This window comes from Arthrobacter sp. TMT4-20 (assembly GCF_054510775.1).
In genome coordinates this window covers 85,522-105,806 of record NZ_JBTNDW010000007.1, presented here as the reverse complement: position 1 = coordinate 105,806, position 20,285 = coordinate 85,522, and the positions used below count along the sequence as shown (strand labels likewise).

The 20,285-nt window shown below is 63.8% G+C and carries 23 protein-coding genes; 12 read left to right on the top strand and 11 right to left on the bottom strand.

Annotation, left to right across the window (positions count from 1 at the left end; translation table 11 throughout):
- Nucleotides 1-2: 2 nt before the first annotated feature.
- Both ACX80Z_RS08675 and ACX80Z_RS08670 read left to right on the top strand, forming a co-directional pair.
- On the top strand, nt 3-881 hold the full coding sequence (locus ACX80Z_RS08675; RefSeq protein ID WP_019482104.1) for a DUF4031 domain-containing protein: 879 nt from the start codon (nt 3-5) through the stop codon (nt 879-881).
- Nucleotides 882-978: 97 nt separating this feature from the next.
- Nucleotides 979-1,623 (top strand): TetR/AcrR family transcriptional regulator, encoded by a 645-nt coding sequence (locus ACX80Z_RS08670; protein ID WP_459315578.1) that lies wholly within the window; start codon nt 979-981, stop codon nt 1,621-1,623.
- On the opposite strand, the gene ACX80Z_RS08665 is transcribed toward ACX80Z_RS08670, so the two are convergent.
- Nucleotides 1,620-1,856: a hypothetical protein gene (locus ACX80Z_RS08665; protein ID WP_019482106.1), complete on the bottom strand. Its 237-nt coding sequence runs from the start codon at nt 1,854-1,856 to the stop codon at nt 1,620-1,622. The genes ACX80Z_RS08670 and ACX80Z_RS08665 overlap by 4 nt on opposite strands.
- Before the next feature lie 112 nt (nt 1,857-1,968).
- Here ACX80Z_RS08665 and ACX80Z_RS08660 point away from each other — a divergent pair, with 112 nt between their 5' ends.
- The 3 genes from ACX80Z_RS08660 to ACX80Z_RS08650 all read left to right on the top strand — a co-directional run bounded on the left by ACX80Z_RS08660 (nt 1,969) and on the right by ACX80Z_RS08650 (nt 4,412).
- Nucleotides 1,969-3,306, top strand: a complete 1,338-nt coding sequence (locus tag ACX80Z_RS08660) for an MATE family efflux transporter (RefSeq protein WP_459315577.1) — start codon at nt 1,969-1,971, stop codon at nt 3,304-3,306.
- A 97-nt stretch (nt 3,307-3,403) separates the two neighbouring features.
- Nucleotides 3,404-4,012, top strand: a complete 609-nt coding sequence (locus tag ACX80Z_RS08655; protein ID WP_459315576.1) for a hypothetical protein — start codon at nt 3,404-3,406, stop codon at nt 4,010-4,012.
- A gap of 67 nt (nt 4,013-4,079) precedes the next feature.
- Nucleotides 4,080-4,412: a hypothetical protein gene (locus tag ACX80Z_RS08650; protein ID WP_019482109.1), complete on the top strand. Its 333-nt coding sequence runs from the start codon at nt 4,080-4,082 to the stop codon at nt 4,410-4,412.
- A gap of 144 nt (nt 4,413-4,556) precedes the next feature.
- On the opposite strand, the gene ACX80Z_RS08645 is transcribed toward ACX80Z_RS08650, so the two are convergent.
- Nucleotides 4,557-5,102, bottom strand: a complete 546-nt coding sequence (locus tag ACX80Z_RS08645; RefSeq protein ID WP_019482110.1) for a CGNR zinc finger domain-containing protein — start codon at nt 5,100-5,102, stop codon at nt 4,557-4,559.
- Between the two features lie 76 nt (nt 5,103-5,178).
- Between ACX80Z_RS08645 and ACX80Z_RS08640 the strand changes: the two genes are divergently transcribed.
- Nucleotides 5,179-6,147, top strand: coding sequence for an EamA family transporter (locus ACX80Z_RS08640; protein ID WP_459315575.1), 969 nt, complete (start codon nt 5,179-5,181; stop codon nt 6,145-6,147).
- An 18-nt stretch (nt 6,148-6,165) separates the two neighbouring features.
- On the opposite strand, the gene ACX80Z_RS08635 is transcribed toward ACX80Z_RS08640, so the two are convergent.
- The 3 genes from ACX80Z_RS08635 to ACX80Z_RS08625 are packed head-to-tail and all read right to left on the bottom strand — an operon-like array spanning nt 6,166 to nt 9,066.
- Nucleotides 6,166-8,445 carry a heavy metal translocating P-type ATPase gene (locus tag ACX80Z_RS08635; protein WP_459315574.1) on the bottom strand — a complete coding sequence of 760 codons (2,280 nt, stop codon included), beginning with the start codon at nt 8,443-8,445 and terminating at the stop codon, nt 6,166-6,168.
- A 55-nt stretch (nt 8,446-8,500) separates the two neighbouring features.
- Complete coding sequence (locus ACX80Z_RS08630) at nt 8,501-8,725, bottom strand: heavy-metal-associated domain-containing protein (protein WP_019482113.1); 225 nt, start codon at nt 8,723-8,725, stop codon at nt 8,501-8,503.
- A 29-nt stretch (nt 8,726-8,754) separates the two neighbouring features.
- The gene (locus tag ACX80Z_RS08625; RefSeq protein ID WP_019482114.1) at nt 8,755-9,066 is read right to left on the bottom strand and encodes a metal-sensitive transcriptional regulator; all 312 of its coding nucleotides are present in this window, start codon (nt 9,064-9,066) and stop codon (nt 8,755-8,757) included.
- A 161-nt stretch (nt 9,067-9,227) separates the two neighbouring features.
- Here ACX80Z_RS08625 and ACX80Z_RS08620 point away from each other — a divergent pair, with 161 nt between their 5' ends.
- Together ACX80Z_RS08620 and ACX80Z_RS08615 are read left to right on the top strand one after the other, a co-directional pair.
- The gene (locus ACX80Z_RS08620) at nt 9,228-9,863 is read left to right on the top strand and encodes a DUF305 domain-containing protein (RefSeq protein ID WP_019482115.1); all 636 of its coding nucleotides are present in this window, start codon (nt 9,228-9,230) and stop codon (nt 9,861-9,863) included.
- A gap of 54 nt (nt 9,864-9,917) precedes the next feature.
- A complete protein-coding gene (locus ACX80Z_RS08615; RefSeq protein WP_024475625.1) occupies nt 9,918-10,562 on the top strand; it encodes a DUF3105 domain-containing protein in 645 nt (214 codons plus the stop codon).
- Nucleotides 10,563-10,629: 67 nt separating this feature from the next.
- On the opposite strand, the gene ACX80Z_RS08610 is transcribed toward ACX80Z_RS08615, so the two are convergent.
- Nucleotides 10,630-12,177: an MFS transporter gene (locus tag ACX80Z_RS08610; protein ID WP_459315573.1), complete on the bottom strand. Its 1,548-nt coding sequence runs from the start codon at nt 12,175-12,177 to the stop codon at nt 10,630-10,632.
- A gap of 61 nt (nt 12,178-12,238) precedes the next feature.
- Between ACX80Z_RS08610 and ACX80Z_RS08605 the strand changes: the two genes are divergently transcribed.
- Nucleotides 12,239-12,787 (top strand): TetR/AcrR family transcriptional regulator, encoded by a 549-nt coding sequence (locus tag ACX80Z_RS08605; RefSeq protein WP_019482118.1) that lies wholly within the window; start codon nt 12,239-12,241, stop codon nt 12,785-12,787.
- 6 nt (nt 12,788-12,793) lie between these two features.
- On the opposite strand, the gene ACX80Z_RS08600 is transcribed toward ACX80Z_RS08605, so the two are convergent.
- Genes ACX80Z_RS08600 through arsB form a run of 4 tightly spaced genes read right to left on the bottom strand, consistent with a single transcriptional unit; the run spans nt 12,794 to nt 16,325 of the window.
- Entirely contained in the window at nt 12,794-13,444 is a 651-nt protein-coding gene (locus ACX80Z_RS08600; RefSeq protein WP_459315572.1) for an arsenate reductase ArsC, read from the bottom strand.
- A 13-nt stretch (nt 13,445-13,457) separates the two neighbouring features.
- Nucleotides 13,458-14,822 (bottom strand): NAD(P)-binding domain-containing protein, encoded by a 1,365-nt coding sequence (locus ACX80Z_RS08595; protein WP_459315571.1) that lies wholly within the window; start codon nt 14,820-14,822, stop codon nt 13,458-13,460.
- On the bottom strand, nt 14,819-15,232 hold the full coding sequence (locus tag ACX80Z_RS08590; RefSeq protein ID WP_019482121.1) for an arsenate reductase ArsC: 414 nt from the start codon (nt 15,230-15,232) through the stop codon (nt 14,819-14,821). Before ACX80Z_RS08590 ends, ACX80Z_RS08595 begins: the two co-directional genes overlap by 4 nt.
- Nucleotides 15,225-16,325: an ACR3 family arsenite efflux transporter gene (gene arsB / locus ACX80Z_RS08585; RefSeq protein WP_116778003.1), complete on the bottom strand. Its 1,101-nt coding sequence runs from the start codon at nt 16,323-16,325 to the stop codon at nt 15,225-15,227. Before arsB ends, ACX80Z_RS08590 begins: the two co-directional genes overlap by 8 nt.
- 110 nt (nt 16,326-16,435) lie before the next feature.
- Here arsB and ACX80Z_RS08580 point away from each other — a divergent pair, with 110 nt between their 5' ends.
- Both ACX80Z_RS08580 and ACX80Z_RS08575 read left to right on the top strand, forming a co-directional pair.
- Nucleotides 16,436-16,789, top strand: a complete 354-nt coding sequence (locus tag ACX80Z_RS08580; RefSeq protein WP_459303552.1) for an ArsR/SmtB family transcription factor — start codon at nt 16,436-16,438, stop codon at nt 16,787-16,789.
- Between the two features lie 118 nt (nt 16,790-16,907).
- A complete protein-coding gene (locus ACX80Z_RS08575; protein WP_459315570.1) occupies nt 16,908-17,465 on the top strand; it encodes a dihydrofolate reductase family protein in 558 nt (185 codons plus the stop codon).
- A 121-nt stretch (nt 17,466-17,586) separates the two neighbouring features.
- Here ACX80Z_RS08575 and ACX80Z_RS08570 read toward each other — a convergent pair whose 3' ends face one another.
- The gene (locus tag ACX80Z_RS08570) at nt 17,587-18,642 is read right to left on the bottom strand and encodes a lactonase family protein (RefSeq protein ID WP_459315569.1); all 1,056 of its coding nucleotides are present in this window, start codon (nt 18,640-18,642) and stop codon (nt 17,587-17,589) included.
- A gap of 93 nt (nt 18,643-18,735) precedes the next feature.
- Between ACX80Z_RS08570 and ACX80Z_RS08565 the strand changes: the two genes are divergently transcribed.
- Nucleotides 18,736-20,202, top strand: a complete 1,467-nt coding sequence (locus ACX80Z_RS08565; protein ID WP_459315568.1) for a cryptochrome/photolyase family protein — start codon at nt 18,736-18,738, stop codon at nt 20,200-20,202.
- Nucleotides 20,203-20,285: the final 83 nt, after the last annotated feature.

Below are 20,285 nucleotides of genomic sequence, written 5' to 3'. Positions count from 1 at the left end.
CAATGGCCATCTTCATAGACCCCCCGCTATGGCCAGCCCACGGGACCGAATTTTCCCATCTGATCTCGGATACCTCCGTCGCCGAGCTTCACGCTTTTGCTGCCGTCGCCGGGATTGCCGAACGGGCCTTCGACGGCGATCACTACGATGTTCCGGCCCGCCGCTACCGCACACTCGTGGCCTTGGGGGCGAGGGAGGTGGATTGCGGAACCCTGACCCGGATCCTGATCTCCAGTGGTTTGCGCATCCCGGCCCGGCAGCGCGCGCCGAGGTTACGGCGTGCCCTGCTGGTGCGGTGGGGCGCGGTGGCGCCGCAGGCTCCACAGTTGGGTGAGAGCCTGCTGGGCCGATGGTCCGAGGCGCATCGCCGCTACCACACACCCTCCCATCTCCTCGAGGTGCTGGAGGCGCTCGATGTGATTTTCCTGCCGTCCGACGACGAGCACCTGCGCCGCCGGGTCCGGCTTGGCGCGTGGTTTCACGATGCCGTCTACGAGGGCGCCGCCGGAGCGGACGAGCGAGCGTCTGCTGCCTTGGCCCAGGATTGGCTGTCAGGGGTTGTGCCGGCAGCTGAGGTGGCGGAGGTGGCCAGACTGGTGCACCTGACCGCGTCACACGACCCGATACCCGGCGACCGCGCTGGCGAGCTGCTGTGCGACGCGGATCTGGCCGTCCTGGGGAGGCCGGAGCACCAATACGGGCAGTATGTCGCGGCGGTACGCCAGGAATATGCCCATGTGTCGGACCACGACTTCACTGTCGGCCGCAGCGACGTCGTGCGGCGGCTCCTCGCCATGGACCGATTGTTCCGCACCGTCCCGGCGCAACGACTGTGGCTGGAAGCCGCTCGCGCCAATCTGCTGAACGAGCTGCGGTCCTGATCCTTCCTCCGGGGTCTCGCTGCAGGACGGTTGATGCCTCGTGACACAATTGTTGACACTGTTTACTTTTATCTGTCCGAAGTTAGGTTGAGGGCCTGTGACCCAGCAGTCGAATCCGCGCACCACGTACCGGCACGGTGACTTGCGGCGGGCGCTGATCGCAGCGGGAACCGAGCTGGCGCGTGAGGGTGGACCCGACGCCGTCGTCCTTCGGGAGGTGACCCGCCGCGCCGGTGTGACCCCGAACGCCGCCTATCGGCACTTTGCTGACAAGAGCGCGCTGTTGTGGGCTGTATCCCTTGCCGCACAGTCGAGACTGGCGGCAGCTATGGAGGAGGAGCAGTCAGCGATCGACGACGACGGCGCTCGTCTCGGCAATGTCGGGCTCGCGCGCGCGAAACTACGTGCGGTCGGGGCCGGGTACCTGCGCTTCGCCCAAACCGAGCCGGGGTTGTTCAGAACCGCATTCGCCAACCATATTGACCTGCGGGACGCTGCGATTGAAGACTCTGCCGGGCCGCACGGCAGGACCCCGTTCCAGCTGCTGTCCGACGCCCTGGATGCGCTCGTTGACGCCGGGGTGTTGCCGGTTGACCGGCGGCCGGGTGCGGAATTTGTTGCCTGGTCGGCGGTGCATGGGCTGGCCATGCTGGTGATCGACGGCCCGCTGCGCGGGTTGGACGCCGATCAGCGGTTGAGTGCCGCGGGGCGCCTGCTGGAAATGGTGGAGAAGGGGATCTAGTCCTGGTCGAGGCTGGAGTGGTGTTTGCGGCGGACGACATAGCCGGTCGCAAGAGAGGCGATCGCTATCGCGATCAGGAGCGCACCGATCCCGAGGTTCAGCCCGGCACCTGCGGGCACCGCCTCATTGAGCGCAGCGGCCCTGGCGAAATCGGAGATGCCCTGTGGGATGAAGAGAGTGCTCAGGAAGAAGGCCACCAGACCGCCGATGAAGAACCAGACCTGTTTTTGCATTGAACTCTCCTGTGCGCCGTCGTGCCCCGGCATTAAGCCTAGCCGACCAACGTCCCTTGACCGCTTCCACTCGGGTAGGAGACGGTTCGGAGCAAGGCATTAAGGTGGCACTGTGACCACCGCACTGCCTGACACCCGCGAGCTGAGCCGCCGGATCCTTCACCTTGCCGTGCCGGCGTTGGGCGCGCTGATCGCGGAGCCGTTGTTCCTGTTGGCCGATTCAGCCATTGTGGGGCACCTGGGTGTCGACGAACTTGCGGGCGTTGGGCTGGCGTCCACCGTGCTGCACACCGCGGTCGGGCTGATGGTCTTCCTCGCCTACTCGACCACGCCCGCCGTCGCACGGTTCCTGGGCGCGGGGCGGATGCAGGATGCGGTGGCAGCGGGCCGGGACGGGATTGGCCTGGCGCTGGTGCTGGGCATGGTGTTGTCCACCGCGGGCTGGGTGCTGGCGCCCGGGCTGTCCTCACTGATGGGCGCCGAGGAGCAGGTGCATGACTTCGCCGTCGACTACCTGCGGTATTCGATGCCTGGCCTGACCGCGATGCTGGTGGTGCTCGCGGCAACCGGCGTGCTCCGCGGCCTGCAGGACACCAAAACGCCGCTGCTGGTGGCGGGCATCGGTTTCACGGTGAATATCGGCCTCAATTTCCTCCTGGTGTACGGGCTGGGGCTCTCGGTGGCCGGGTCGGCGCTCGGGACCAGCATCACGCAGTGGGGGATGGCCGCCGTGTACCTGACCATCGTCTACCGGCTGTCCCGAAAGAACCGGGTCCCGCTGCGCCTCTCCTGGCTTGGACTACGGGCGACGGCGCGGGTCGGCTCGTGGCTCATGTTGCGCACCATGAGCCTGCGGGCCGCAATCCTCGCCACGGTCTACGTCGCGACGGCGCAGGGGTCGGTTTCCCTCGCCGCACATCAGCTAGTGATGACCATCTTCATCTTCCTTGCGTTTGCCCTCGATGCGATCGCCATCGCTGCGCAGGCCCTGATCGGCAAGGAACTGGGTGCCGGCGACAAGCCGCTCGCGCACGCGTTGACCCGCAGAATGATCGGCTGGGGGTTGGGATTTGGGGTCATTACCGGTGCGCTCCTTGCGGTGGCTGCGCCGTTTGTCGGGTGGATCTTCACCACTGACGAGTCAGTCCAGTCGGCGCTCGCGGCGGGGCTCTTTGTCCTCGCCGCGTCACAACCCATCTGTGGGCTGGTGTTTGTGCTTGACGGGGTGCTGATCGGAGCCGGAGACGCGAAGTATCTGGCGATCGCCGGCGTCGTCAATCTTTTGCTCTACCTGCCGCTGCTGATCTGGGTCTTCAACGCCGAATTGACCGGACCCGCCGGTATCGTCTGGCTGTGGGTGGCGTTCGGTGTGGGCTACATGGCTGCTCGTGCCCTGACCCTGGCCTGGCGGGTCCGCAACGACCGTTGGATGGTAACCGGCGCCCACTAGGCATGGGTCCCCGACAGACTTCACGGGGTCCACTCGGGGATAAACTAGGACTTCTGGACTGAAGTGATCAGCCCTGTGTCTACCGGAGGTCTACGCAATGGGTGCCGCACCCCAGGATGCGACGGTCCAACCGCCACGCACTCCGCTCGATCAAGCGGCGGCGGTCTGGCGGCCGTTGCTCTTTCGCGCGATTGTGTCCACGGCCTTCGGGGCCCTGACGATTTTCTGGGTTCAACCATCGGTTCATGTCGCGTCAGTGGCCGGTGGACTGTACCTGTTGGCGCTCGCAGTTTCGGCGGCCTGGTTGGAGCGGGCTGCCGGGGTGAAGACCAGCGGCGACCGGTGGGTGGCCGGGATCGGGCCGGGGTTCCTCCTGGTGGGGGGCGTGCTCAACCTGTGGGTTCATACCGATGCGATGTTCGCCCAGGTTGTTGCGCTCGTTCTGGTGATTTCCGGGGCTGTTGACCTGTTTGTGGGAATCCGCCAACGCCGCTTCAATGTCGTTGGGAAAGATCTCATCGTGGTCGGTGCAGTGGGAATGACCTCGGGATTGTTGCTTCCGCTTTTCCAGGACGCTGGGGCGCACGCGCTGCTCGGCGTAACGGGAGGCGGGGCGATCATCATCGCTGTCGTTCTGGCGATCGCGTCGTTCGGCTTCCGGCATGATGTACGTCACGCGGATAAGGCGTCCCCGTCAACCGCGTAAACTAGACACGGCAGTCTTTCTACCCTTCGTAGAAGAATGTGCGGCGGCAATTTCTCAAGGAGTAACAGTGTCCAAATCGGTCAAGGGTGTCAAAGGCCCTCTCATCTTCTCTGCTGTCCTCGGGGCGGTGGCCGGTATCGTCGCGATGGTTGTCTCCACCGGTGGTGGAACGAGGGAACTCAGGGTTGATATCGGCCTCACTGCGGCCGGTATCGCGTTCATTGCGGCGCTGGTGGTCTGTGCGCTGCTCCTGATGACGGAGAAGCCCAACGCTGATCACCTGGGCAAGGGAACCGGCATCAATCGGTCATCGTCGAAAATCCAGGGCGGCGCAGGCAACCTCGATAAGGACGGAAACATCAAAGGGACGCCGCGCGGCGGCCCGGACAGCCCTCGCTGACCCTGCCCGCTGGCCCGTCGTTCCGGCCCAGGTCCAGAAAAGTGGCTGCACTGCAGGCCCAGGTCCAGAAAAGTGGTGGCACTGCAAGTGCGCTGTTGGGCAACCACTGGTATGCGGGTGCGGGACTTTTCTGGCCCCGAGGGGTTACCCCGTAGCCGATTTTCGGGCCCGGTAGGCCTTGACGTGGGCGCGATTCGCGCAATTTCCGGTGTCGCAGTACCGTTTCGAGCGGTTCCGGCTCAGGTCCAGCACCACGGCGCTGCAGTCGTCGGCCGCGCAGATCCGCAGCCGCTCCATTTCGTGGGTCCTGATGACATCGACCAGAGCCATCGCCGCTTCGGTTGCCATTCGGTCCTCCAGCGGAGCTTCGGGCCCGGTGGCATGCAGGTGCCAGTCCCAGTGATCATGACGTACCAGTTGGGGAAGGGCGCGGGCGTCGCTCAGCATCCGGTTGACGTGCGCGACGGCGTCGTCCTCCGTTGACGTCCATACCTCCTCCAGCTCTGCCCTGAGCTGCACCACCGCAGCCAACTCGTTGGCAGTATGGGCGCGCGAGCCGGAGAAGTCCTGTTCCGCCAGGAATCGGTCGAGGTCCGCCAGCGTTGTCAGCTGGTCGGTCTCCTCCTTGCCCGTGTTGATGAGCGCTGCCGCAGAGATCAACGCAACCTCTGTGTCATTAGCAAAGGTCACATTGACTCCTGACATTGTTGGGGTCTACTGTCACTACCATAATCAACTTTTGGTCATGACACTAATGAGGTTCAGCATGAAAAACGGCGCAGCGGCGGGTCTGTGGTGGGCGGTCATCTCGGCGGCGGCATTCGGCGTGTCCGGGCCGTTTGCCAAATCGCTGCTGGAAATCGGCTGGAGCCCCGGAGCTGCCGTCGGTGTGCGCATTGGTGGTGCCGCCCTGGTCTTGCTGATTCCGGTCCTGTTTGCGCTCCGCGGGCGCTGGACCGCACTTCGCGGCAGTGCACTGACCCTCATCATCTACGGTGTCACTGCCATCGCGCTCTGCCAGTTCTTCTACTTCAACGCTGTGCAGCGGATGTCAGTGGGCGTATCCCTGTTGCTGGAATACCTGGCGCCGATACTGATTGTCGGATGGCTGTGGGCGCGAAGCCGCCGGGCACCACGCCGCCTCACCGCCGCTGGTTCGGTGACGGCGATGCTGGGTTTGCTCCTGGTGCTGGATCTCACCTCGGACGAGCGGCTGGACCCGATTGGAGTCATTTACGGGCTTGCGGCGGCGGTCTGCCTGGCGGTCTTCTTCCTCATGTCAGCCAAGGCCGACGACGGCCTGCCGCCGCTGGTGATGGCAGGGGGCGGCATGGTGGTGGGCGCCGTGGCGATCGGGGTCATGGGGCTGGTGGGCATCATGCCGTTCACCTTTGAATTTCGGGATGTGACGCTGGCTGGTTGGGAGACGAGCTGGCTGGTCCCCGTCCTCGGCCTGGTCCTGATCTCGACCGTGGTGTCCTACTTCACCGGGATCCTTGCCGCCCGCCAGCTCGGCTCGAAGGTGGCTTCCTTTGTGGGGCTCACCGAGGTGATGTTTGCGGTGCTCGCGTCCTGGCTGATGCTCGGTGAGCTGCCGGGACCCATCCAGCTGCTGGGCGGTCTGCTGATTGTCGGCGGAGTGGTGATGGTTCGCGTCGATGAGCTACGCACGCCAGCTGATGGGATCCAGCCCCTGGAGCGGGCGAACGACGTCGAACCTGTTCCGCTGCCCTAGAACCATCCCCGCCGACCGTTACTTGCCGAACCTGCGCAGCCGGAGCGAGTTGGCCACTACCAGCACCGAACTCGCGGCCATCGCCGCGCCGGCGACCATGGGGTTGAGGAAGCCGAGGGCCGCCACCGGGATTCCAATGGTGTTGTAGAAGAAGGCCCAGAACAGGTTGGTCTTGATGGTGCGCAGGGTGATCCGTGAGAGCTCGATGGCCTGGGCCACCTGCTCCAGGCTGTTCCCCATCACGGTCAGGTCGGCTGCCTCGATAGCCACGTCAGTGCCGGAGCCCATCGCGATGCCAAGATCGGCCTGGGCCAGCGCTGCGGCGTCGTTGACTCCGTCGCCGGCCATGGCCACCGTGGCCCCCTCGGCCTGAAGTTTCTGGATCGCCTGGACCTTCCCCTCGGGCAGTATCCCGGCGAGGACGTCGTCGGGGGCAATGCCGACCTGCTCGGCCACCCTCCGGGCAACTGCAGCGTTGTCGCCGGTCAGCAGGATGGGCCGGAGACCCAGTTCCTTGAGCCGTGTGATGGCGGCCGCCGACGATTCCTTGACCGTATCCTTCAGGGACACCAGCCCGGCGACGCGGCCGTCCACTGCCACCCAGATGGCGGTGGAACCTGCATTCTGCTGGTCCTGCAGTTCGGCCAGATGCTCCTCGCTGATGACGACGCCGTTCTCCTCCAACCAGCCCGAGCGCCCAGCAACCACCGTGACCTCCCGTCCGCCGTCGTCGACGGCGCCCCGGACTCCGCCGCCCGCTGAACTGCTGAACCCCGTCACCGAAGGATGCCCAGGGGCAGCAGCCGCGATCGCCTGGGCAATCGGGTGCTCGCTGGCCGCCTCGACGGCGCCAGCCAGGGCCAGGACACGCGTGCGGTCGAGTGCCCCAAGCACGACGACGTCGGTCACGGCCAGTTTGCCCGTGGTGACGGTGCCGGTCTTGTCCAACACGATGGTGTCGACGGTCCGGGTGTCTTCCAGGACCTGAGGGCCGCGAATCAGGATGCCCAGCTGGGCGCCGCGACCCGAACCGGTCAGCAGGGCCGTCGGTGTGGCCAGGCCCAGCGCACACGGGCAGGCGATCACAAGGACGGCGACCGCGGCAGTGAAAGCCGATTGAAGGTCGCCGGTAAGGACCATCCACCCGACAAAGGTCAGGACGGCAATAACCAACACAATCGGCACGAATACGGCGCTGATCCGGTCCGCCAGGCGGGCAATCGGTGCCTTGCCGCTTTGCGCCTGGCTGACCAGCCGTCCCATTTGGGCGAGGGTGGTTTCGCTGCCTACCCGGGTGGCCCGGATAATCAGGCGTCCCGAAGTGTTGATGGTGGCGCCGGTGACGACGTCGTCAACACCGACATCCACCGGCATTGACTCGCCCGTGATCAGCGAGGTGTCAACAGCACTCGCCCCATCGATCACGACGCCGTCGGTGGCGATTTTCTCTCCGGGCCGCACAACGAACTGGTCGCCGTGCACGAGGGAGTCGGCGGGCACTTTGACCTCCACGCGACGCCCATCCTGATCGCGGAGCACTGTCGCCTCCTTGGCTCCGAGGCTGAGGAGCGCTTTGAGTGCCTCCCCTGCGCGCTGCTTGGCGTTCGCTTCCAGGTAGCGGCCCAGCAGCAGGAAAGTGACTACGACGGCCGCCACCTCGAAGTACAGGGCGTGATCACTCATGGCCATACCGGCGTGTTCGGTGATCGAGGGGTCGGCCAGGAGCTGCCAGGCCGAGAAGAGGAACGCGGCCGTGACGCCGATCGAGACCAGGGTGTCCATTGTGGAAGAGAGATGGCGGGCGTTGATGGCGGCCGCCCGGTGGAATGACCAGGCAGACCAGGTGACCACGGGCAGGGTGAGAGCGAAAACCAGCCACCCCCAGTGGGGGAACTGCGCCGCGGGCACCATGGAAATGACGGCGACCGGCACCGTGAGCAGCGCCGCAACAATTAGCCGCGGCCGCAATTGCGCGGCGGTCCCCCCGTGTGACACGTGATCGGAGTGCACCGGGTCCGTGCCGTCCAGTGCTGGGTCGCCAGGGGAGCTGTGGGCCGGCCGCTTCAGTTGGGCGGTGTACCCGGTCGCATGGACCGTGTCCACGATGTCCTGATCCGATATGTTCTCGGGGACTGTGACGGTGGCGGACTCCAGCGGCAGATTCACACTCGCCTGGACTCCTTCAAGCTTCCCGAGTTTGCGCTCCACCCGTCCCACACAGGACGCGCAGGTCATGCCCTGGATATCGAGTTCGACAATCCTGGTCGGTGGAGAGGTGGACAGCTGATCGGTGCTCATGGGGGTCCTTGGTGATGCTAGTAAGTCGAACTGCTGGAGTTAGGCGCTGTTGCGCCTAGGCGTCGTTGGCGACAACGAGGTAGCCGGCTTCGGCTACCGCTTCGCCGATCTGGTCGGGGTCGAGGTCGCCGTCGGAGGTCACGGTGGCGGTGGAGACGCCACCCTTGTTGAGGTCGACGGTGACGCTCTGGACGCCGTCGAGGGCGCTGATTTCTTCGCTGACCGAATCAACGCAGTGGCCGCAGGTCATGCCTGAAATGCTGACGGTGGTGGTGCTCATGGGTGTACTCCTTGGGTGTTGGGGGTTTGCTACCTCAGCAGGCGACTGATCGCTGCCGAGGCTTCCTGGACTTTTTCCTGGACAATTTCGGGGTTGCCCGTGAGTTGGGACTCGTTGGCGGCGCCCACCACGCAATGGGCAATATGCTCCTCAAGGAGCCCCATGCTGACCGCATGGAGGGCCTTGTTGATCGCCGACACCTGGGTGAGGACGTCAATGCAGTACTTGTCTTCCTCAATCATCCGGGCGATCCCGCGGACCTGGCCCTCGATCCGCCTCAGGCGCCGAAGATAGGCGTCCTTGTCCGCTGTATAGCCGTGTTCGATGGTGGTGTCACTCATTGATCCTCCTCGTTCTTCATCGAACATATACCCCCTACCGGTATATTTCAAGTACCCTAGGGGGGTATCTTCATGTTCGTTCAGGGAACGTCGAGCCTGATGCAATACGTTAGAGAAGAAGGAACCACCGCCAGCACCTGGAAAACAAGGAAAAAAGATAGATGACCCTGCACCTCGAGACGTGGCAGAAGCGCCTGCTCATTGTTCTGGCCGGAGCGCTGCTGGTCTCGCTATTTGTCCTTGCTTTTGTTGCTGGCCGGATCGGTACCGGCACCGACCATCCGTCCGGCACCAGCGCCGATGCTGGTTTTGCCCGCGACATGCAGATTCATCACACCCAGGCGGTCGAAATGTCGCGGTTGGTGCGAGACCGGACCGATGACGAGGTGGTGCGCACCATTGCGTATGACATTGCGATGACGCAGCAGCACCAGATCGGTCAGATGTATGCCTGGCTGGAAGAGTGGGGGCTGCCCCAAAGTTCCTCCGCGCCCAATATGGCCTGGATGGCAGGGTCAATGGATCATCACACCGGTGGAAGCATGTTGGAGCCGAACGGCCTGATGCCTGGGATGGCTACCGCCGAGCAGCTGCAGGAACTTGCTGATGCTTCGGGAGTCGAGGCAGAGCGGATTTTCCTGACGCTGATGATCACCCACCATGAGGCAGGCGCCGAGATGGCGCAGGCAGGCGCGGAACTTGCCCAGGAGCCCCGGGTGAAAGGTGCTGCCGAGAAGATGGCTGTAGCCCAGGTCGCCGAAATCACTGCAATGGAAGACATGCTGGACAAGCTCTAGCAGCACCGACGGTACATTTGTTTCAAACACACTCAAGGAAAAAGGATTTACGCGTTGAACAAGAAGCGAGCCCAGGACAATGCCGACCGCCAGGCGCGGTTGGCTGCCATCCAGTCCAAGCAGCGCGCCAGCGACCGCAAGCGCACCACTTTGATCCTTGGTGGCATCGGCGCGGTGGTCGTGGCGATCATTGTCGCGGTGACCATTGTGATTGTGGGTCAGGTGCAGGAGAACCAGCGCATCGAAGCGCTCGCCAGCCAGCCCATCGAAGGCCTCCAGGAATTTGATGGCCTGACGAACAACCACGTCGACGCCCCTGTTGAGTACGAGCAGTCTCCACCCGTGGGCGGAGATCACAACGCCGTCTGGACCAACTGCGGCGTCTACACCTCGGAGCTTCCCAACGAGAACACCGTCCACTCGATGGAGCACGGTGCCGTATGGATCACCTATCAGCCCGATCTGCCTCAGGACGAAATTGATGCCCTGACCGACCTCGTGGGGTCCAGTGGGTACGTCCTGCTCAGCCCTTACGCCGATCAGGAGTCGCCCATTGCCGCGAGTGCCTGGGGCCTACAGCTCGGCGTTGACACCGCCGACGACGACCGTCTCGCGGTCTTCCTGGAGCGGTACATTCAGGGCGAGCAGACCCTTGAGCCGGGCGCTGCCTGCTCCGGTGGCATCACCCCTTCGGCCTAGGGTTGCCGGGAGCGAATCTGCCGGGCGTACGTGGGAAGGCATACTCCCCACGTACGCCCGCGGTTTCTTAAGCGCGCCGCAGGCTCCACAGGGCCAACGCGGCTGCGAACAGCATGAGCGCTGCCCCAATACTTGAGGTGAGCACCACTCCGCTGTCGAAGGCGTGGAAAGCCGACTCGAGCAGCCGACTGCCGCCGTCGGCCGGTAGCGCGGCGGCCAAATTCACCGCGCCGCCCAGTGTTTCGGTCGCGGTGGTCACCTGATCCGGGCTCAAGCCCTCCGGAAGGACCAGGTTGCGCTGGTAGGACGCGAGCAGCACGCTACCCAGCAGGGCCGTGCCGAATACCGAACCAACCTCGTAGGCGGTTTCGGATACTGCTGACGCCGCCCCGGCCTTTTCTGCGGGCACCGTTGCGAGGATCAGGTCGTTGGACACCGTCTCGGATGCACCGACACCCACACCAAGCAGCATGAACGCGAACAACAAGATGGCGGCCGACCCACCCTGACCGGTGACCGCCACGAAGGCGTACGCTGCGGCGGATAGCAGCAAGGCGATGGGTACAACTACGCGCGGTGGCACCCGGCGGACGATGGGAACCACCGTGAGTCCCGCAATGATCGTCATTACCAGGCCGGGAACCAGAACCAGGCCCGCGTTCAAGGGGCTCAGCCCAAGGACCAGCTGCAGGTGCTGCGACACGAAGTAGATGAACCCCACCAGGGAGAAGATCGCCAGCAGATTTACCAGCACCGCCCCCGTGAAGGCGCGCACCGTGAACAGCCGCACGTCGAGCATGGGGTTCGATCGGCTGAGCTGGCGCCTGGTGAACAGCGTGCCCGCCGTAAGTCCGATGACGACGGCGGCGACGGTGACCGTCACCGAGTCCCCCTTCGCGAAGTTTTTGATCGCGAAGACGATGGGCAGCATGGTGGTCACGGAGAGAACGATGCTCAAGTAGTCCACCCGCCCCGGGTTGGGGTCCTTCGATTCCGGAACCAGCGCCGGGGTGAGCGCCAGCATCAGCACCAGTACCGGGACGGCCAGTAGGAATACTGACCCCCACCAGAAGTGTTCAAGAAGTGCGCCGCCGACTAGCGGTCCCATGGCTGCGCCGGCCGAGAACCCGGCGGCCCAGATAGCGATAGCTAGACGGCGCTGGTTGCGATCGGTGAAGATGTTCCGCAGCAAGGAGAGGGTCGAGGGCATCAGCATGGCGCCGAAGACGCCAAGGCCCACCCGGGATGCGACGAGTAGTTCTGCCGTGGGCGAGTAGGCGGCGGCGACCGAGAAGACGGCAAAGCCAATGGCGCCGATGATGAGGAGCTTTCGGCGGCCGAAACGGTCGCCGAAGCTGCCCATTGCGACCAGTAGCCCCGCCAGGACCAGGGGATAGCTATCGATGATCCACAGCAGGGTGGTGCCGCTGGTGTTGAAGGCCAGGGAGATGGCGGGGGTCGCGAAAGCGAGCACCGTGTTGTCTACCGCAACCAACAGGACGGGCAGCATTAGAACAACAAGGGCGGTCCACTCGCGCCTCCCCGCCCGGCCGGGAGCGGGGTGCTGTGCTGCCGCTCCGGTTGACGGCTCGGTGAAGTAGGTCGATGTGCTCATCACTCGAGGCTATACCGTCCAGCCGGTACAGTAAAATTTGAAGCACCGTTACGATGAATGCATGGCCAGTTCCAAAGAGCGCATCCTCGACAGTTTCGAAAACATCCTTATCCGCGACGGGGAGCGGGCTGCCACCATGGAGGCGGTGGCCGCCTCAGCTGACGTGTCCAAGGGCGGTCTGCTATACCACTTTCCGTCGAAGGAGGCGTTGGTCGATGCGTTGGGGGAGCGGCTACTCGCTCTTTCCGCACGGGACCGGGAGCTGATGGCCGCCGACCCCGACGGTGCGGCACGCTACTACGTCCGGACCTCTGTCTATGAAGACAGCGCTTTGGATCGCGCGCTTGTGGCGATGGCGCGACTGGCCCAGCAGGGGCACCCGAAGGCACAGCAAAACTTCGCCCAGATCCAGTCTTTGTGGCTCGAGGCACTTGAGTTGGCACTAGGGAGCCATCCGGTGGCCCGTGCAGTGAAGCTGATGGGTGACGGCCTCTACTATGACGCGGCCTTCTTTGCGGGCAGCGGCGCGGATCAACGATCCGCGGATGAAATGGAGCAACTCCTGGAGCTGGTTGACCTTCTTCAGGCGCCCCAGCGTCGGGGCGCCTGACCTGGCCTACTGGTCCAACAGTTCGGCGGCGAGTTTCCGGACCCGCTCGTCCAGGTCGTTCCGTACCCGTTCAACACCCGTCGCATCGAGATCAGCGGGATCCTCAACCTGCCAGTCCTCATAGCGTTTTCCGGGGTAGATAGGGCAGGTATCGCCGCAGCCCATGGTGATGACGACGTCGGCTGCACGCACCACGTCATCGGTGAGGGGCTTGGGGAAGTCGGCACCGAGATCTATACCGAGTTCCTTCATGGAATTGACCACGTTGACGTTGAGCTGTTCGGCGGGCATGGATCCCGCGGAACGGACATTGATCCGACCTTCTCCGTAATGTCTGAGCAGCCCAGCCGCCATTTGTGAGCGTCCGGCATTCTGCACACAGACGAACAGCACCTCGGCTTTTCCGCTGGGACGAATGCCCTGGGAATGGGCGAGGGCGTTGAGTCGGTCCTCAGCGAAGTGCTTGGTGATGGAGGCGAGATAGGTTTTGATCTTTGCCGTGCGGGCGAGAGCTGTGTAGGACTCGAAGACGTACCGATCCACCATCTCCGGGGTGAAGACGCCATCAAACCTGCCAGCCAGTTCACCGCTAATCCGGTGTAGGACGTGTTCGTCGTTGATCAATCCGGGCATCGGGTCGGGCTTGGTGGACATCATTGCTCCTTGGTGGTCAGTAGTCAGGATCGTTGGAGCGGCCGTGCGCCGTTCCAGTAGGAACTCCTACGGTCACGAGCTGCGGTGTGCTGCAGCAGCTGTCTGCCGCTGCTTCAGCAGCGGGGGCGGGGGCATCACAGGAGCCCCCCAGGTCGGTGCTGCACACTCCCGTTTCCGGCAGTTCCAGTTGGACATCCTCTGAGGCTGCCGTATCTCCTGCGATTGCTGCGACCACTGACCGCACCTGCTCGTAGCCGGTGGCCAGCAGGAAAGTGGGAGCACGGCCGTAGCTCTTCATCCCGACCAGATAGAAGTCCTTGTCGGGGTGGGCGAGCTCCTTGGCGCCGTGAGCGGGGACCGTTCCGCAGCTGTGGAACTCGGGATCAATCAGTGGCCCCAATGCGCGCGGTGCCTCGACCGCTGGGTCCAATTCCAGACGAAGTTCGCGAAGGATGCCGAGATCTGGCCGGAAGCCGGTCGCTGGAATCAGCAGGTCCACCTCGACTGAGTCATCGATGGTGTGGACAGTCAGGGTGTCACCGGTTGAGAAGCTGCTGATGGTGAAGTTCGTTTTGAGCTCCACTACGCCGTCGTCGACCAGTTTGCGCAGCCGGGAGCCGAGCTGGCCGCGGGCTGGGAGGCCGTCAAGGTCGCCGCCCCCGTAGAGCCGTTCAGCGGAGCCGGTGCCGCGGACTGCCCAGATGAGGGTGGTGGACTCGGATGCCCGGGCCACCTGTCCCAGTGCGATCAGGGTGTTCGCTGCGGAATGACCGGCACCGACCACCATGACCCGTTTGCCTTCGAACTGTGCCCGCTCGGATCCTGTGACGTCGGGGAGGGGGTGCGTGATGAACCGTGCCGCCTCTGCCTCCCCATGGGCGGGGAGTCCACTCTGGCCGAGAGGGTTGGGTTGGTCCCAGGTGCCGGACGCATCGATGACGGCGTGAGCAAGATGATCCTCGACCCCGTAAGGGCCTTGCACGCGAACCAGGAACGGCTGGGTGTCGCGGCCCTTGGTGCGGGTTTTGTCCATGCCCTGACGGGTCACGGCGACGACGCGGGAGTTCAGGTGCAGTGCCTCGGCGATGGCCGGGACGGCGGCGAGCGGTGCCACGTAGTCGGCGACCAGTTCGGACCCGTAGGGCAGCGCCGTTCCCCGCGGCGAGGTCCAGCCGGTGGGCTCCAGCAGGCGTCGGGCGGCGGCGTCGACGTTGAACTGCCACGGTGAGAATAAGCGGATGTGGCCCCAGTCGCTGATGGCTGCGCCCGGCGTCGTGCCGGCCTCGAAGATGAGGGGGGTCAGTCCGCGCTCCAACAGGTGAGCCGCAGCGGCGAGACCGATCGGTCCGGCGCCGATGATGACGACTGGGAGTCCGCTCATGCGGGGATCAGCTCTGCGATCAGCGCTTCGACGCGGCCCTTGATGGTGTCGCGGATGGGTCGAACCGATTCGACGCCCTTACCCGCCGGGTCTTCCAGTACCCAGTCTTCATACCGTTTCCCGGGGAAATAAGGGCATTCGTCGCCGCAGCCCATGGTGATCACTACATCGGAGTCCTTGACGGCGTCGTCGGTCAGGACCTTGGGGATTTCGGCTGACATGTCGATGCCCAGTTCACGCATGGCCTCGACTGCCGACGGGTTGATGGAATCGGCTGGCTGCGAGCCTGCCGATCGGACCTCAATCCGGCCTTCGGAAAGTGTGGTCAGGAAGGCAGCCGCCATCTGTGACCGCCCGGCATTGTGGACGCAGACGAAGAGGACTGAGGGTTTTGTCGATGAATCAGACATGAGAGGTTTCCTTTGATGGTGTCAGGGAGTCGGTGGAGAAGAAGCGCTTCCGCGCCCACAGGGCCACATAAACCAGTGCAACAAGAACTGGAACTTCAATCAAGGGTCCGACGACGCCGGCGAGGGCCTGACCGCTGGTGACCCCGTAGGTGCCAATGGCGACGGCGATGGCCAACTCGAAGTTGTTGCCAGCGGCGGTGAAGGCGAGGGTGGTGGTTTTGGCGTAGCCAAGGTTCAGGAGCTTGCCGATCACCATTCCTGCGGCGAAGACCACCAGGAAGTAGATCAGGAGGGGCAAGGCAATACGGGCGACGTCGAGCGGCCGGGCGAGGATTTCATCGCCCTGGAGGGCGAAGAGGATCACGATGGTGAACAGGAGACCGTAGAGTGCCCACGGTCCAAGCTTGGGGAGGAACTTCCCTTCGTACCAGTCGCGGCCTTTGGTGCGTTCGCCGATGGTGCGGGTCAGGAATCCGGCCAGAAGTGGTATTCCGAGGAAGATGAGGACGCTGATGGTGATGGCCCAGAAGGAAAAGTCTGCGCTGGTGGTTGGCAGGCCAAGCAGGCTCGGCAGCCCCTGCAGGTAGAACCAGCCCAGTGCTCCGAACGCGAAGACCTGGAAGACCGAGTTGATGGCGACGAGAACGGCCGCCGCCTCACGGTCACCGCAGGCGAGGTCGTTCCAGATCATCACCATGGCGATACAGCGGGCCAGGCCGACAATAATCAGGCCGGTGCGGTACTCGGGCAGATCGGGGACGAAGACCCAGGCCAGGATGAACATGAAGGCGGGGGCCGCGACCCAGTTGATCACCAGGGAAGTGATCATGAGCTTCCGGTCCTTGATCACGGCGCCGGTTTGGTCGTAGCGAACCTTTGCCAGCACCGGATACATCATCACCAGGAGGCCGAGGGCGATGGGCAGGGACACTGAGCCGACAGCCAGGGAATCAAGGGCACCGGCCATGCCGGGGATGAACTGGCCGAGCGCTATGCCCACCACCATGGCGGCGATGATCCACACCGGAAGCAGCCGATCGAGGGTGGACAGTTTGCCGGCCGTTTCTTCGGCGGGAAGGGTGTGAGTACTCAAGGGGCTCCGTTGAACTGTGGTGAATGACGGTCGCATGGATCGATGGTCTTCGATGCCTGAAGTATTTCCCAGGACATCGACGAATGTCAATGTCAGTGCATAATAGATGGATGACTACAGCCATGAGCACAACGCCGGAGGCGCTCACCGCCTGCTGCACACCCACGGGTGAGCCTGCAATGTCGGAGGAGACGGCGTCGTCGTTGGCTGCCCAGTTCAAGGCGATCGCTGATCCCAACCGGCTGCGGATGGTGTCGATCATCTCCTCGAGCGAGAACGCCGAGGCGTGCGTCTGCGATATTACCGAGCCGTTGAACCTTGGGCAGTCGACCGTGTCGCATCACCTGAAGATCCTTGTGGATGCCGGCGTCCTGACGCGGGAGAAGCGCGGTGTGTGGGCCTACTATTCGCTCGTGCCGGGGGCGCTGGACAGCCTCGCGGGAGTGCTCACTAGCCGTCCTTAGAGCGGAGCTATTCCCCGTCCGCCCGGCGTGGCTGTCAATAGGTCCTGCTCGCTTTGTCGTGGAACGGTGAAACGCCGACAGGACTAAACTGCCGGACAACTGACGATGGGAGCAGCTGATGCAAAGAGGAAAGTGGCAGGGGCACGTCTTTATCGGAATGAGCGTCGACGGGATGATCGCCCGCACAGATGACGACCTCGACTGGCTTACCGACAGCCCCAGCGACGCTGCAGATCCGGAGGAGGCAGGGTTCTCGGACTTCATGCAACTGGTCGATCACATGGTGATGGGCCGCAGCACCTATGACATCGTCAATTCCTTCGGCGAGTGGCCCTACGGTGACACCAAGGTTCTGGTGCTCAGCACCACCCTTGAGTCCGACGATCCCCGGATCGAGGTGGTGCGGTCCCTCACCGAGGCACTGGCGAGGCTCGACGACGGCGGCGCCCGGCATGTCTACGTTGACGGCGGCAGAACGGTGCGGACGTTCCTGGCGGAGGGCCTCATTTCCACTTTGACGCTCACTCGGGTGCCGGTGCTGATCGGTGACGGTAAGCCCCTCTTCGGCTCAGTTCCCGCCGACATCCAGTTGACCCACGAGGAGACCAAAGTCCTGACCGGCGGTGCCGTCCAGTCCCGTTACCGGGTGAACGGTCCAGCAGGCAGCACATCGTGAGTATCGGCCCGGCACGGCTCAAAAACACCCGGCACGGACTCAGAAAAGTGGCCGGGCCGCAGCCAAGTGGTGTCGCCACCGCGAAGCTGCGGGTCCAGTACTTTTCTGGGCCGAGAAGGAGCTAGTCCAGCGGTGAGAACTCGATCCACCGCGGCCCCGGGGAGCAGCCATGGCTCCCGCGTTCGTGCAGCAGTCCGCTCTGCGGGTCGATCGCGTACAGGGTTATCCCGTCCGAGGCCTCCCCGCATGCCAGCAGAAACCCACCGGTAGGGTCGATGTTCATCCCGCGAGGCTGGGATTGCGTGGGGGTCGTGTCGACCAGCGAGAGCGTGCCATCGGGTGCCACGGCGACGACGGCGATGGTGCTGCTGGTGCGCTCGGTGCTGTACAGGAAGCGACCGTCGGGGGACACCTGCAGCTCAGCGCACCAGATGGCGTTGGCTGCCGGTTCGGGCCCGGACCCGTCCCGGACCCGTCCGGGCACCAGATTCAGTGAGGGGGAAATCGAGGAGATCCGCTGCTGCTCGGTCAAGGCGCCAGACTCGGGGTCCCGGGCGAACGCCGCGATCTCCCCGGACATTTCGTGGAGCGCGTAGAGCGTCGCGCCCGACGGTGAGAAGCGCAGGTGACGCGGGCCGCTCCCGGCAGGGGTGGCAATCTGGCCGTGATCAGTCAGCGTGCCCGTGGCCGAGTCCAATGCCCACCAGGCAATGAGGTCATCACCCAGGGCGGTGGCGTAGGCAAACCGGCCATCGGGGCTCGTGACGACGGCGTGGGCGTGGGCCCCGGGAGCCTCGGAGGTGGCAGTGTCCGGCACCATCCCGCCGTCGCCGTCGAGCTTCATCACACTGACCAGGTGGTCAGTGTAGGAAGCGCCCAGCAGGTGGCTGCCCGATGGGTCGACACCCAGATAGGCCATCCCGGCAACCAGATCGGCGTTATGAGCCGTGGCGAGGCTGCCTGAGCTTGAGTCGATGGATAACGCGGTGACCGAGGGCGGGGAGGTGGCGAGAGCGGCGTAGAGCACTCGGCTGGAGGGGTGCATCGCGAGGCATTGAACCTTCACGCCCAGCGCCAAGGACTGGCCGGTCGTCAACGTTTCGGAGGTTGTGTCCAGCTGGAAAGTATCGATGCTCCGGCCGTCGGCGCAGGCAACATGTACGGCGAATCGAGTCATATGGCTCAGCCTAGCAACCGAGCCGCAGGACTCCCCGGATGTGCGAGCATTGCAGCGGTGCAGATGCACGTCAGGCGGGACGAAGGAGTTGCAATGCAGGTTCAGTTGGTATTCCCCCACCAGCTCTTCGAAGAGCACCTGGAGGCCCCCTCGTCGCACCGGTTCATTCTGGTTGAAGACGACCTCTTCTTCCGCCAGTACCGCTTCCACCAGCAGAAACTGGTCCTGCACCGGGCGAGCATGCGCCTTTTTGCACAACGCCTGAAGGATTCAGGTCACGCTGTGGATTACCTTGAAACGTCAGCAACCCAGGCGAGTCAGGACCGGCTGGGCGCCCTTCTGGGCGAACTTGGCGCCACACGGTGTACCTACTATGAAGTCGTCGACGACTGGCTGAACCAGCGGCTCGCCACGACCCTCGGTGACCTTGGTCTGCCTGCTCAGATCGAAACCAGCCCCGGTTTCCTGCTCAGTAGTGAAGACATCAGCGGCTACTTCAGGGACAACGGTTGGCGCATGCAGAACTTCTACGAGTGGCAGCGCCGCCGGCTGGGCATCCTGGTCGAGCCCGATGGCAGCCCGATTGGTGGGCGTTGGAGCTTCGACTCGGAGAACCGCAAGAAGCTTCCGAAAGGGATGACGCTGCCGGACCTTCCCGTGTTTGACCGTTCGGATGAGGTGCTGAGTGCGCTGGAGTGGGTGGCTCAGGAATTCCCCGACAACCCAGGAGCAGCGGCCGGGTTCAACTGGCCTGTTACCCACCAGGAAGCGGCCGCTGCCCTGGAAGCGTTCCTGAATGACCGGTTCACGAAGTTCGGCCCCTATGAGGACGCCATCTCGGCCCCTGATTCCTTCCTGTTCCATTCGGTGCTGAGCTCAAGCCTGAACCTGGGTCTGCTCAGCCCCTTGGAAGTGGTTGACGTGACCCTGGATCATGCCGCGCGGCATGACACACCAATTGCCAGCGTCGAGGGCTTCATCCGTCAGGTCATCGGGTGGCGCGAATACATGCGCGCCTCCTACCTGCTGCGTGGCCGTGAAATGCGCACCATCAATACCCTCGGGTTTGAGCGTCGCCTCGACGACGGCTGGTGGACCGGGGAGACCGGGCTGGAGCCGGTCGACGTCGTCATCAAGCGAGTAGACGCCACCAGTTACGCGCATCATATTGAGCGACTGATGGTGCTCGGCAACGCAATGGCCCTGTTGCGGATGCACCCGGACGACGTCTACGAATGGTTCATGGCGATGTTCATCGACGCCTACGACTGGGTGATGGTCCCTAACGTTTACGCGATGAGCCAGTTCGCGGCCGGCAACATGATCACGACCAAGCCTTACGTGAGTGGCAGCAATTACCTGAAGAAGATGAGCAATTTTCCACCGGGCCCGTGGCAGGACAGCTGGGATGCCCTCTACTGGCAGTTCGTGAGTGATCACCGCGAGATGTTCAGCCGGAATCCACGGTCCTCCATGATGGTGAGCCTCTATGACAAGTTCGACGACGACAAGAAGGTGCGCCTGCAGAACGAGGCAGCGCGGTGGTTGCAGGGCAAATAGGCGCATCACCGCTGCGGGCTGCATCGCGTACGGGTCGTGACGAGACCACCCGATACGGGTGAGCCTTGAATGAGACCTTGGTG

Coding starts and splice junctions, on each gene's coding strand:
- ACX80Z_RS08635 (WP_459315574.1), bottom strand. CDS start 8,445: ATGAGCACCGATCAGCTGTCCACCTCTCCACCGACCAGGATTGTCGAA.
- ACX80Z_RS08640 (WP_459315575.1), top strand. CDS start 5,179: ATGAAAAACGGCGCAGCGGCGGGTCTGTGGTGGGCGGTCATCTCGGCG.
- ACX80Z_RS08565 (WP_459315568.1), top strand. CDS start 18,736: ATGCAGGTTCAGTTGGTATTCCCCCACCAGCTCTTCGAAGAGCACCTG.
- ACX80Z_RS08665 (WP_019482106.1), bottom strand. CDS start 1,856: ATGCAAAAACAGGTCTGGTTCTTCATCGGCGGTCTGGTGGCCTTCTTC.
- ACX80Z_RS08580 (WP_459303552.1), top strand. CDS start 16,436: ATGACTACAGCCATGAGCACAACGCCGGAGGCGCTCACCGCCTGCTGC.
- ACX80Z_RS08600 (WP_459315572.1), bottom strand. CDS start 13,444: ATGATGTCCACCAAGCCCGACCCGATGCCCGGATTGATCAACGACGAA.
- ACX80Z_RS08575 (WP_459315570.1), top strand. CDS start 16,908: ATGCAAAGAGGAAAGTGGCAGGGGCACGTCTTTATCGGAATGAGCGTC.
- ACX80Z_RS08630 (WP_019482113.1), bottom strand. CDS start 8,725: ATGAGCACCACCACCGTCAGCATTTCAGGCATGACCTGCGGCCACTGC.
- ACX80Z_RS08625 (WP_019482114.1), bottom strand. CDS start 9,066: ATGAGTGACACCACCATCGAACACGGCTATACAGCGGACAAGGACGCC.
- ACX80Z_RS08570 (WP_459315569.1), bottom strand. CDS start 18,642: ATGACTCGATTCGCCGTACATGTTGCCTGCGCCGACGGCCGGAGCATC.
- ACX80Z_RS08605 (WP_019482118.1), top strand. CDS start 12,239: ATGGCCAGTTCCAAAGAGCGCATCCTCGACAGTTTCGAAAACATCCTT.
- ACX80Z_RS08590 (WP_019482121.1), bottom strand. CDS start 15,232: ATGTCTGATTCATCGACAAAACCCTCAGTCCTCTTCGTCTGCGTCCAC.
- ACX80Z_RS08620 (WP_019482115.1), top strand. CDS start 9,228: ATGACCCTGCACCTCGAGACGTGGCAGAAGCGCCTGCTCATTGTTCTG.
- ACX80Z_RS08610 (WP_459315573.1), bottom strand. CDS start 12,177: ATGAGCACATCGACCTACTTCACCGAGCCGTCAACCGGAGCGGCAGCA.
- ACX80Z_RS08655 (WP_459315576.1), top strand. CDS start 3,404: ATGGGTGCCGCACCCCAGGATGCGACGGTCCAACCGCCACGCACTCCG.
- ACX80Z_RS08595 (WP_459315571.1), bottom strand. CDS start 14,822: ATGAGCGGACTCCCAGTCGTCATCATCGGCGCCGGACCGATCGGTCTC.
- ACX80Z_RS08675 (WP_019482104.1), top strand. CDS start 3: ATGGCCATCTTCATAGACCCCCCGCTATGGCCAGCCCACGGGACCGAA.